Origin of the sequence: Nonomuraea sp. NPDC050643 (assembly GCF_040654715.1) — a bacterium.
Lineage (GTDB): Bacteria > Actinomycetota > Actinomycetes > Streptosporangiales > Streptosporangiaceae > Nonomuraea.
In genome coordinates this window covers 1-11,786 of the sequence record NZ_JBFAIM010000136.1, presented here as the reverse complement: position 1 = coordinate 11,786, position 11,786 = coordinate 1, and the positions used below count along the sequence as shown (strand labels likewise).

Here is an 11,786-nt window from a genome sequence, read left to right as displayed (position 1 = left end):
AGCCGCCGTTCGCGCACCGACACCGACACCGGCACCGCATCGTTCGACCTGACCGTGGCCCACGCACTCGCGATCGTGGGGGGAAGACCTATCGCTCGCCTTCCTGCGGTCGGCCCTCGACGCCGGCGCCGGCGACCAGGCCCAGACGCTGTTCCCCGAGGGCTACCTCTTCCTGCACGCCCTGTACGGCCTGGCCTGGGTCGAGCTCGGCCTGCGCGAGCCCCCGGGCGAACGGGCGGACGCGCTGCGGGAGGCGCGGTGGGCGCTGGCCCGGCTGGACGCGCCGCCCGGCCGGGCCCCGTTCAGCCCGGAGCTGACCCCGCCGTACGGCGTCTTCTACCGGGGATGGTGCAACTGGCTGCGCGGCGGGGCGCTCAGCCTGCAGCCGCAGGGGCGGCGCGACCAGGCCGAGCTGCGCCGGTTCGCCGCCGACTCGGCCGCGCTGGGCGCGGCGTTCGACGGCTCCGGGTCGCCCTACCTGGCGGCCTACCCGGGGCAGGCCTGGCCGGTCGACTCGACCGTGGCGGTGGCCTCGCTGCGGCTGCACGACACGCTGCTCCCGCCCCGGTACGCGGCCACCACCGCCCGCTGGCTCGGCCAGGTACGCGGCCGGCTCGACCCGCGGACGGGCCTGCTCCCGCACAGCGCGGACCCGGCCACCGGCGAGCCCGCCGAGGTGGCCCGGGGCTCCTCGCAGAGCCTGATCCAGCGTTTCCTGGTGGACATCGACCCGGTGTTCGCCGCCGAGCAGTACACCCGCTTCCGTGACCGCTATGTCGTCACCCCGCTCGGCCTCGGGCCCGCTGTGCGGGAGTACCCCGGCGGCATGGACGGCCCGGCCGATGTGGACTCGGGCCCGCTCCCGCTCGGCGTGAGCCTGTCGGCCACGGCGGTCACGCTGGGCGCGGCCCAGGCCCACGGCGACGCGGCGCTCGCCGGGGCGCTGGCCAACTACGGCGAGCTGGCCGGGCTGCCCGTCGGCACCCCGTGGACCAAGCGCTACGCCTTCGGCCTGCTGCCGATCGGCGACGCCTTCCTGGCCTGGTCGAAGACGGCCCGGCCGTGGGTGGGAACGCCGTCCCCGCCCGCGCCGAGCGTCTCGTGGTGGTGGCGGGCGCCGCTGCTGACCCTGCTGGCCCTGCTGGGCGCCGCGCCGTGGCTGCCCGCCCTGCGCCGCCGCCGGCCGGGGGAGCGCCCGGTGGCACTGACTTCCCCGCCTGACGCCTGCTCTCCGGGCCCGGCGGCCGTCAGGCCGCCCCCAGACGGTGCGCCAGCCGGTCCAGGGCCAGGTTGATGACGATGAAGATGGCCGCGATGAGGATGGCCGCCGGGATCACGTTGGAGAAGTTGGCCGCGATCCCGTTCAGCCCGCGGTCCACCAGCTCGTCGTAGCCCACGATCAGGCCCAGCGCCGAGTCCTTCAGCAGCACGATGAACTGGCTCACCAGGGCGGGCAGCATGGCCCGCAGCGCCTGCGGCATCAGGACGAGCCGCATGACCTGGTTCTTGCGCATGCCGACCGCGTACGCCGCCTCCCGCTGCCCCTTGGGCAGGCTCAGCACCCCGGCCCTGATGATCTCCGCGATCACCGAGCCGTTGTAGAGCGTGAGCCCGAACACCACCGCCGCGAACGCCGAGATGTTCACGCCGATGAGCACGTACGACCCGAAGAACGCGAAGAAGATCAGCAGCAGCAGCGGCACGGACCGGAAGAACTCCACCACCGTGGCCGCCGGCACCCGGATCCACCGGTGGTCCGACAGGCGGGCGGCGGCGAACACGAGCCCGAACAGCCCGGCCAGCACCACCCCGACCACGGCCGCGCTCAACGTCCCGATCAGGCCGGGCAGGATGAACGTGGCCCAGACGTCGCCGCGCAGCAGCGGGGTCCACTTGTCGGCGGCCCACTGGTCCTTCGCGTCGAAGCGGACGACGACGAAGGCCGCCACCGCCAGCAGGACGGCCCCGACCGCGGCCGCCAGGACCCGGTTGCGGCGGATCCCGCGCGGCCCCGGGGCCTCGTACAGGTTCGCGTAGCTCATCGGCTCACTTCCTGGAGAGCGGTCATCGGGCCACCGCCAGCCGCCGCTGCAGCCAGCCGAACAGCAGGCCCATGGGCAGGCACAGCAGGACGAAGCCGGCGGCGAAGCCGAGGAAGATCTGGATGACCTGGTCCCCGTACGTCTCGATCATCTCCCGCATCCGCACCGACGCCTCGCTCACACCCACGACCAGCGCGATCGTGGTGTTCTTGGTCAGCGCGATGAGGATGCTGCCCAGCGGCGCCACCACGGCGCGGAACGCCTGCGGCAGCGTGATGAGCCCCAGCGTCTTGACGAAGCCCAGCCCCAGCGAGCGGGCGGCCTCCGCCTGCCCCACGGGCACCGTGTTGAGCCCGGAGCGCAGGGCCTCGCAGACGAACGCCGAGGTGTAGGCAGTGAGCCCGATGACGGCGAGCCAGAAGTTGTTGGTCGCGATGTCGTCGGACAGCTCCAGCCCCAGATTCGCCCCGATGCCCAGGCCGGTGAACAGCAGCACCAGCGTGAGGGGCGTGTTGCGGGCCACGGTCACGTAGGCGGTCGCGGCGGCGCGCAGGGAGCCCAGGGGGGCCACCCGCATGGCGGTCAGCAGCGTGCCCAGCACCAGGGAGCCGAGCGCGCTGACCGCGGTCAGCCGTACCGTCATCCAGAAGGCGGCCAGGATCGTGCCGCCCTCTGTCAGCAGTGCGTCCATCGGGCCTCAGTACCGCTCGAGCTGCGGGGCCTGCGGCACGGAGAAGCCGGAGGCGCCCACGCTGGCCTGCAGCGCCTTGGTCCAGCTCCCGTCGGAGAACATCTTCTCCAGGGCGTCGTTGACGGCCTTGCGCCCGGCGGTGTCGTCCTTCTTCAGGCCGATGCCGTACTTCTCGGTGCTGAACGGCTTGCCGACGACCTTGAGCTTGCCCCCGTGCTGCGCGGCGTAGCCGGCCAGGATCACGTTGTCGGTGGTGAGGGCGTCGATCTGGCCGCCGAGCACGCGGTCCACGCACGCCGAGTACGTGCGCTCCTCCTGGAGCTGCACCTCCTTGGCGTACTCCGTCTTGACCTTCTGCGCCGGGGTCGAGCCGGCCACCGAGCACAGCTTCTTGCCGTTGAGCGTCTCCGGCCCCGTCAGCACCCCGTCGTCCGCGCGGACCAGCAGGTCCTGCCCGGCCACGAAGTACGGCCCGGCGAACGACACCTTCTGCTTACGGGCGTCGGTGATCGAGTACGTCGCCACGACCAGGTCCACCTGGCCCTGCTCGATGAACGCCTCCCGGTTGGCCGACACGGTCTCCTTGAACGTGATGTCCTTGGCCTCGACCCCGAGCGCCTTGGCCACGTACTTGGCCACCTCGATGTCGAACCCGGCGAACGAGCCGTCAGGGGTGCGCAGGCCCAGCCCCGGCTGGTCGGCCTTCACGCCGATGACCAGCTTCTTGTCGTTCTTGGCCTTGTCCACCACGGAGGCGTAGCTCCCCCCGCCACTCCCACAGGCGGTGGCGGTGACGGCGACCACGGCGAACACGGCGTAAAGGGATCTGCCGAACATGACACTCCTTAATGGGTGAGGATCTTGGCGAGGAAGGACTGGGCGCGGTCGCTGCTGGGCGCGCCGAAGAAGGCGTCGGGGACGTTCTGCTCGACGATCTCGCCGTCCGCCATGAACACGACCCGGTCGGCCGCACGGCGGGCGAAGCCCATCTCGTGGGTGACGACGACCATGGTCATGCCGTCGCGGGCGAGCGAGGTCATCACCTCGAGCACCTCGTTGACCATCTCCGGGTCCAGCGCGGAGGTGGGCTCGTCGAAGAGGATCACCTTCGGATCCATGGCCAGCGCCCGCGCGATGGCCACCCGCTGCTGCTGCCCGCCGGAGAGCTGGGCGGGGAACTTGGCCGCCTGACCGCCGATGCCGACGCGGTCGAGCAGCTCACGGGCCTTACGTTCGGCCTCGGCCCTGGACCGCTTCAGCACGTGGACCTGACCCAGGACGACGTTGTCCAGGACGGTCTTGTGCGCGAAGAGGTTGAAGGACTGGAACACCATGCCCACTTCGGCGCGCAGCCGGGCCAGTTCCCGGCCCTCGGCCGGCAGCGGCGTGCCGTCCAGGCTGATCGTGCCGGAGTCGATGGTCTCCAGCCGGTTGATCGCGCGGCACAGGGTGGACTTGCCCGCCCCGGACGGGCCGATGATCACCACGACCTCGCCCTGCCGGACCGTCAGGTCGATGTCGCGCAGCACCCGGTGATCGCCGTAGCGCTTGTTGACCTGGTCCAGGACGATCAGGTCCGCCTGCGTCATGCGTCACGCTCCTTGTCTCGGTCAGCGTTGGCGTAACCGTAGGAGCCGCATGAGTCCTGGAAAGGCTAAAGATCGTTCTGCTCAGCGATTGGGCGGTTTGGAGGAATCGGAGGTGGCGCCGGTGACCCCGATCGTGGCCATGTAGGCGCGATCCCACTGCCCGTCGCGCAGCCAGCGGGTGATCAGGCCGTTGAGGTACTCGCGGAAGGCCGTGTCCTGCTTGCGGATGCCCATCCCGTACGGCTCGCGCCCGAACGGCTTGCCGACCAGCCGCAGCGTGTCGGGGTTCTGGGCGAGCAGGCCGAGCAGGATCGTGTCGTCGGTGCTGAGGGCGTCCACCCGCCCGGCCAGCAGCGCGGGCACACAGACGCTGTAGGCGTCCACGATCTCCAGCTCGGCCTCGGGCACCTTCTCGCGCAGCCGGTCGACGGAGGTCGAGCCGGTGGCCGTGCACACGGTCTTGCCGTCCAGGTCCGTGACCCCGTCGATGGTGGAGTCGCCGGCCCGCACCAGCATGTCCTGCCCGGCGTAGTAGTACGGATCGGTGAACGAGACCCGTTTGGCGCGCGCCTCGGTGATCGAGTAGGTGGCGATGACGAGGTCCACCACGCCCTGGGCCAGGAAATTCTCCCGCTCGCGCGAGACGGTCTCGACGAAGCGGATGCTGCGCTCGCTGCCGGTGAGGTCCTTGGCGATGAGCCGGGCCATCTCCGCGTCGAAGCCGGTGATCCGCCCGCTGGCCGGATCCTTGTAGCCGAACATGGGCTGGTCGAACTTGATGCCCACGGTCAGCACGCCGCGCTCCCGGATGCGCGCCATGGTGGAGTCGGCGGGGAACGCCTCCGCCTCGCCGCAGCCCGCGGGCAGGAGGCAGACCAGCGCCGCCGCGACCAGCGCCCGGAGCGCTCTCACCGGACCCGGTACCGGTGCTGCGGCCGCCCGGTCGGCCCGTACCGCGGGCGGCCCTCGACCAGCCCGCGCTCGGCCAGGTGCTCCAGGTAGCGGCGCGCGGTGGCGCGGCTGACGCCGATCATCCCGGCCAGCTCGTGCGCCGAGGCGTCCTCCTCGACCTCGGACAGCGCGTCCAGCACCGCCTGCTCGGTGGCCGGCGAGATGCTCTTCGGGCGGGGGCCCTGGTCGAGGTGGAGCGAGCGGAAGATCCGGTCGATCTCCTGCTGCTCGGCGAACTTGTCGCCCGACTCGAGCTGTTTGGCCGTGGCCGCGTACCGCGTCAGGGTCTGCTCGAGCGTGCCCGCCCGGATGGGCTTGACCAGGTAGTACAGGGCGCCGCGCTGGATGGCCGCGCGGACCGCCGCCGACTCCTGGCGGCCGGAGATGACGATGATGTCGGTGGGCGGCTGATCGGAGCGGCGCAACCGGTGCGCCACCTCCAGTCCGGGCAGGTCCGGCAGGTGCAGATCGAGCAGGACGAGCCGGGGCGCGAAGCGGCCGGCCGCGGCCAGCGCCGCCTGCCCGGTGTGCGCGATCCCCACCACCCTGAACCCGAGCACCCGGTTCACCTGCGCGTGCAGCGCCGCGGTCACGACCGGGTCGTCGTCCACGATGAGAACGGTGATGTCCCTTGCCTCAGGCATCGCCACGCTCCTCGTTCAACAGGCAGATCTTTGCAGCTTAGGCGGCTTTTATCACAAAAGATCGACTTTTGCTCGTTCTGCTCACCGGGAACCCGCACACACGCCCGTTCCCTCCTAATCTGGACCCCGACGACTGGGGGGAGGGACGACGCCCGTGCGATGGCTGCTCGCGGTGACGGCCCTGTGGACGTTGCTCGGCATGCTGCCCCTGGCACTGCTCACCTCCTCCAGCATCTCCCTGTCGGAGCACGCGGTGAAGGACGAGGTCCAAGACCGCGTCAAGACCACCGCGTCGGTGAGCCGGGTCGTGGTGGAGCAGCAGATGGACTCGCTCAAGCAGCTCGTCACCGCGTTCGCGCAGCGGCCCCAGGTCCGCGAGGCGGTCGGCGTCAGCGACGCCGCCACCCTGCGCGACTGGCTGGGCGAGCTGCAGCGGCTGCGCGACGGCGTCAGCGGCCTGATCATGATCTCGCCCGAGGGCGACATGCTGGGCGCCGAACCGCCCTCGGTGCTGCCCCAGGACATCACCAGCACCGACTGGTACCGCGCCGTGCGCGACCAGCAGCAGGCCCACGTCTCGCAGGCGTACACGCCCACGATGGTCGGCGTGTCCAGGGCCGTCGCGGTGGCCGCGCGCATCCCGAGCGCCGACGGCGTACGCATGCTCGGCATGCTCGCGGTCGTCTACAGCCTGGACGCCATCCAGGAGTTCGCCGAGGAGGCCGCCGAGGCGCAGGACATCCGGCTGCTGATCACCGACCGGGCCGGCGTGCTCGTCGCCGACTACAACAGGAAGCTGTACGCCCTCACCTCCCTGCGCGAGGACCCCCGCGTGGACGCCGCACTCGCCGGGCAGACCTGGAACGGCGAGTACCGCGGCATCGACGGCCCGGTGCTGTCGGCCTCCGAACCCATCCCGAGCATCGGCTGGACGGTCACCGCCGAGGTGCCCGCGGCGGCCGCGCTGGCCTCGGCCGAGCGGCTGCGGACCAACGTGCTCACCGTCGCCGCCCTGCTTGCCCTGCTCATCCTCATCGGCCTGGGCCTGCAGATCCACAGCACCCACGGCCGCCGCCGCGCCCAGGCCACGCTCGCCCGGTACGCCGCCGAGCTCGCCGCCGCCAGGGACGAGGCGGTCAGCGCCTCCAGCGCCAAGTCCGAGTTCGTGGCCAAGATCAGCCACGAGATCCGCACCCCGATCAACGGCGTCCTCGGCATGAACTCCCTGCTCATGGGCACCCGCCTGGACGACGAGCAGCGCCACTACTCCAGCACCGCCCAGGAGTCGGCCCAGAACGTGCTGCGGCTGCTCGACGACTTCCTCGACCTGTCCCGGATCGAGGCCGGCCACCTTCAGGTGGACGAGGTGCCGTTCGACCTGCCGCGGCTGTGCGACGAGGCGGTGGCGCCGTTCGCGCCCTACGCCTACGAGCAGGGGCTCTGGCTCACGCTGCGGCTCGACGAGAACGTCCCCAGGCAGGTCGAGGGCGACCCGGCGCGGCTGCGCCAGGTGCTGACGAACCTGCTCGGCAACGCGCTGAAGTTCACCTTCCAGGGCGGCGTGGACCTGCACGTCACCCTCGACGAGGGCGAGCCGGGAGAGGACCGCGTGGTGCTCAGGTTCGCCGTCGCCGACACCGGCATCGGGGTGGGCCCCGGCGACCGGGAGCGGGTCTTCGGCGTCTTCCGCCAGGTCGACTCGCCCATCACGCGCAGGACCGGCGGCAGCGGGCTCGGCCTGGCCATCAGCAGGCAGCTCATCGAGCTCATGGGCGGGCGGATCGGGCTGGACAGCGTGGAGGGGGTGGGCAGCCGCTTCTGGGCGACGCTGCCGGTGGAGGTGCTGACCTGGTCCGAACCGGGATCCGAGGCCGGGGCGCTGGACGGACGGCGCGCGATCGTCGCCGACTCGCGCCCCGAGGACCGCGGCCTGGCCGGGCGCTTCCTGACCCAGGCCGGGCTCGTCGTGGCGGAGGCCGAGGACGAGGACGCGGCCCTGGCCCTCCTGCGCTCGGCCGCCGCGGACGGGGAGCCGTACGAGCTGGCCGTCGTCGCCCTCGACCTGGGCACCACGACGGAGGAGCCCGAGGACCACTCGCTCGCGCACACCATCCTCACCGACCCCCTGCTCCAGGCCACCAGCGTCATCGTCGTGGTCACCCCCGGCCGCGCCGGCTTCGCCTGGCCGGTCGCCGCCGGGGACCGGGCCGTCCAGTCGATCACCCGGCCGCTCAGCCGCCGCCGCCTGATCGCCGCCGTGGAGAACGCCCTGGGCACCGGCGAATGCCAGGGCGAGCCGCGCGAGGGCGCGCAGGCCGTGGGCAGAGCCGGGGGAGCGCGCATCCTGGTGGCCGAGGACGACGAGGTGAGCCGCCAGGTGGCGATGCTCATCCTGAGCCAGGCCGGGCACGCGGTCGAGGTGGTCGACAACGGCGAGCAGGCCGTACGCGCCGTGCTGGGCGGCGGCTACGACCTGGTGTTCATGGACTGCCAGCTCCCCGTGCTCGACGGCCTGGCCGCCACCGAGGAGATCCGGAACCGGGAGGAGACGCACACCCCGATCATCGCGATGACCGCCGCGGCCATGCCGGACGACCGGATCCGGTGCCTGGAGGCGGGCATGGACGACCACCTGGCCAAGCCGGTGGACTGGCCGCGCCTGCTGGCCAGGATCCCGGAGTGGACGGCCTCGGCCGGGCTCCCGCCCGAGCTGGCCGGCCTGCCCGCGGAGGCGCTGGCGGACGTGGCGCGGGCGTACCTGACGACGGCCGGGCGCACGTTCGAGGAGCTCCGGCGGTCCGTGAGGGACGGTGACCTGGAGACGGCGGCCGGGCTCGCGCACCGGCTGAAGAGCTCCTGCGCCACGGTCGGCGCCGCCCGCGAGGCCGAGCTGTGCCGGCGGGCCGAGGACCTGGCGCGGACCGGGAACGCGGTGGACGAGGATCTTCTCGAGGAGCTGGACGCCCTGATCAAGGAGACCCCGCCCTGGATGAACGGATCCTCTCCCTCCTGAACCAGCCCCTCTGACACTGGACCAGCCCTTCTGGAACGACGCCGGCCGTCCCGGGCTGGCAAGCTTGGGCCGTGCGTGTCATGTTGCTGGGTCCGTTCGAGGTGCGCGACGACGAGGGCCGCCGGGTCGAGATCTCCGGCACCAGGCTGTGCGCCCTGCTCGCCAGGCTGGCACTCGAGGCGGGCCGGGTGGTGCCCGTCGAGGTGCTGATCACGGCCATCTGGGGCGAGCGGCCCCCGGCCGGCGTCGCCAACGCCCTGCAGTCCCTGGTCTCCCGCACCCGGCGGCTGGCCGGCCACGCGGCGATCGAGTCGCAGCCGGCCGGCTACCGGCTGGCGATCGACCCCGGCGACGTCGACGCGCTCCGGTTCGAGCGGCTGGCCGGCGAGGGCGGGCTGACCGCGCTGCGGGAGGCCGAGGCCCTGTGGCGGGGGCCCGCGCTCGCCGACCTGACCGGGCTGCCGTTCGCCGCCAACGCCGCCGTACGGCTGGAGGAGCTGCGGCTGTCGGCCGCCGAGGACCGGCTGGAGCTGGAGCTCGGCGCGGGCAACGACGTCCTGGCCGAGCTGCGGCCGCTGGCCGGGGCGCACCCGTTGCGCGAGCGGCTGCAGGGCCTGCTCATGCGGGCCCTCTACACGGCCGGCCGCCAGGCCGACGCGCTCGACGCCTACGAGCGCACCCGCGACACGCTGGCCGAGGAACTCGGCGTGGACCCGTCGGCCGAGCTGGCCGAGCTACACCTGGCGATCCTCCGGCACGATCCGCAGCGGCAGGACCGGCGCCGCGTCCGCCGTACCAACCTGCGCGCCCAGGTGACCGGCTTCGTCGGCCGCGAGCAGGAGCTCGCCCAGCTCGGCAAGGCGCTGGAGATCGGCAGGCTCGTCACCGTCGTCGGCCCTGGCGGGGCCGGCAAGACCCGGCTGGCGGCCGAGGCCGCCGGGCGCGCCGCCGGGCTGGCCCCCGACGGCGTCTGGCTGGCCGAGCTGGCGGCCGTGAGCGACCCCGGCGACGTGCCCAACGCGGTGCTCACCGCCATCGGCGCCCGGGACGGCGCCTGGTTCGAGGCCGCCGCCGGCGGCTCGCGCGACGCCGTGAGCCGCCTGGCCGACCTCTTCGGCGCGGGACGCGTGCTGCTCGTGCTGGACAACTGCGAGCACGTCGTGTCGGCCGCCGCCGAGCTGGCCGACCGGCTGCTGGGCGCCTGCCCCGGGCTGCGCGTGCTGGCCACGAGCCGCGAGTCCCTGGCCATCGCCGGCGAGAGCCTCCTCCCCGTCCCGCCCCTCGACTGGCCCGACGGCTCGGGCGGCGACCCCCTCGCCTACTCCGCGGTCCGGCTGTTCGCCGAGCGCGCCGCGGCCGTGCGCCCCGACTTCGCGCTCGACGACACCACGACCGCCCCTGTCGTCGAGATCTGCCGGCGGCTCGACGGCATGCCGCTGGCCATCGAACTGGCCGCCGCCAGGATGCGCGCCCTGGGCGTCGAGCAGATCGCCGCCAAGCTCGACGACCGCTTCCGGCTGCTCAGCAGCGGCAGCCGGACGGCGCTGCCCCGGCACCGCACGCTGCAGGCGGTCGTCGACTGGAGCTGGGACCTGCTGTCGGCGGGGGAGCGGGAGCTGGCCACCCGGCTCGCGGTGTTCGCGGGCGGCGCCACGCTCGACGCGCTCGAGGCGGTCAGCGGCCTCGACCCGCTCGACGCCCTCACCGGGCTGGTGGACAAGTCCCTGGCCGAGCTGTCCGGCGGACGCTACCGCATGCAGGAGACCGTCCGGTCGTACGGGATGGCCCGCCTCGCGGAGTCCGGCGAGGACCGGGCCGTCCGCGACGCGCACGCCCGCCACTTCCTGCACCTGGCCGAGACCGCCGACCCCGGCCTGCGCGGCCCCGACCAGCTCCGCTGGCTGGCCACGCTGCGCGCCGAGCACGACAACATCGTGGCCGCCCTGCGCCACGCGGCCGACGCCGGGGACGCCGAGCTGGGCGTGCGGCTGCTGGCGGCCGTGTGGTGGTTCTGGTACCTGCGGGGCATGCGCATCGAGGGCGTCCACCGGACCCGGGGCGTGATAGACCTGCCCGGCGAGGTGCCCGCCGCGCACCGCCCGGCCCGGCTGGTCCTGCGCGGCCTGCTCCACCACGAGCTGGGCGAGCACGAAGCCGCCCGGCGCGACGTGCGGGCGGCCCTCGAATCCCCCGGGGAGAAGGGCTTCCTGCTGCTGCTGGCCCCGGTCGTGCTGGGCGACCCGGCGCAGGCGGCCCGCGTGGCCGGCCGGGAGCTGCCGCGGCTCGCCGGGTGGGAGCGGGCCCTGGCCCTGGCGCTGACGTCGATCGGCGCCGACCTCGAAGGCGAGGTGGACCGCGCGTTCACGCTGGCCGGCCAGGCCCTGCACGACCTGGAGGGGCTGGGCGAGCGCTGGGCCCTGTCGTCGGTGCTGCGGCTGCTGGCCGAGCACCACGCCCTCAGGGGCGACCTGAACGCCTCGATCGAGGCCAGGTCGCGGGCGCTGCGGCTGGCCGGCGAGCTGGGCATGCTCGACGACCAGGCCGAGGTGCTGGGCCGGCTGGCGGTCTCGTACGCGCGGGCGGGCGAGCCGGAGCGGGCGCGGGCGTACATGGAGGCGGCCTGGGACTGCGTGGAGCGGATGCGGCAGCGCGAAGGCGTCGAGTACGTCCGGCTGGCCCAGGCCGAGATCCTGCTGAGGAGCGGCGAGCGCGCGGCGGCGCTGCGCGAGCTGGAGGCCGCCGCGGACCCGGCCTGCCCCGCCCACGTCCGCGCCTGGGCCGCCTGCCTCCGCCGATCAGCATGACCACCGGAGTGATCAGCACGATGGCCGTGAGCAGCCGGGCGACCATCACCTT

At 73.2% G+C, this 11,786-nt stretch carries 9 protein-coding genes; 3 read left to right on the top strand and 6 right to left on the bottom strand.

Features of this window, described 5'->3' with window-relative positions:
- Positions 1-520: 520 nt before the first annotated feature.
- On the top strand, positions 521-1,294 hold the full coding sequence (locus AB0I15_RS65955; protein ID WP_358120765.1) for a hypothetical protein: 774 nt from the start codon (positions 521-523) through the stop codon (positions 1,292-1,294).
- Here the strand turns inward: AB0I15_RS65955 and AB0I15_RS65950 are convergent.
- The 6 genes from AB0I15_RS65950 to AB0I15_RS65925 form a co-directional block, all read right to left on the bottom strand.
- Complete coding sequence (locus AB0I15_RS65950) at positions 1,248-2,042, bottom strand: amino acid ABC transporter permease (RefSeq protein ID WP_358120763.1); 795 nt, start codon at positions 2,040-2,042, stop codon at positions 1,248-1,250. The genes AB0I15_RS65955 and AB0I15_RS65950 overlap by 47 nt on opposite strands.
- 22 nt (positions 2,043-2,064) lie before the next feature.
- Positions 2,065-2,733 carry an amino acid ABC transporter permease gene (locus AB0I15_RS65945; RefSeq protein WP_358120761.1) on the bottom strand — a complete coding sequence of 223 codons (669 nt, stop codon included), beginning with the start codon at positions 2,731-2,733 and terminating at the stop codon, positions 2,065-2,067.
- Between the two features lie 6 nt (positions 2,734-2,739).
- Positions 2,740-3,570, bottom strand: coding sequence for a glutamate ABC transporter substrate-binding protein (locus tag AB0I15_RS65940; RefSeq protein ID WP_358120759.1), 831 nt, complete (start codon positions 3,568-3,570; stop codon positions 2,740-2,742).
- An 8-nt stretch (positions 3,571-3,578) separates the two neighbouring features.
- Positions 3,579-4,322: an amino acid ABC transporter ATP-binding protein gene (locus AB0I15_RS65935; protein ID WP_358120757.1), complete on the bottom strand. Its 744-nt coding sequence runs from the start codon at positions 4,320-4,322 to the stop codon at positions 3,579-3,581.
- 81 nt (positions 4,323-4,403) lie between these two features.
- Entirely contained in the window at positions 4,404-5,234 is an 831-nt protein-coding gene (locus tag AB0I15_RS65930) for a glutamate ABC transporter substrate-binding protein (RefSeq protein ID WP_358120755.1), read from the bottom strand.
- Complete coding sequence (locus AB0I15_RS65925) at positions 5,231-5,917, bottom strand: response regulator (RefSeq protein ID WP_358120752.1); 687 nt, start codon at positions 5,915-5,917, stop codon at positions 5,231-5,233. Before AB0I15_RS65925 ends, AB0I15_RS65930 begins: the two co-directional genes overlap by 4 nt.
- 154 nt (positions 5,918-6,071) lie before the next feature.
- On the opposite strand from AB0I15_RS65925, the gene AB0I15_RS65920 reads away from it, so the two are divergent.
- A complete protein-coding gene (locus tag AB0I15_RS65920) occupies positions 6,072-8,930 on the top strand; it encodes a response regulator (protein WP_358120749.1) in 2,859 nt (952 codons plus the stop codon).
- Between the two features lie 80 nt (positions 8,931-9,010).
- Positions 9,011-11,734, top strand: a complete 2,724-nt coding sequence (locus AB0I15_RS65915) for a BTAD domain-containing putative transcriptional regulator (RefSeq protein ID WP_358120768.1) — start codon at positions 9,011-9,013, stop codon at positions 11,732-11,734.
- Positions 11,735-11,786: the final 52 nt, after the last annotated feature.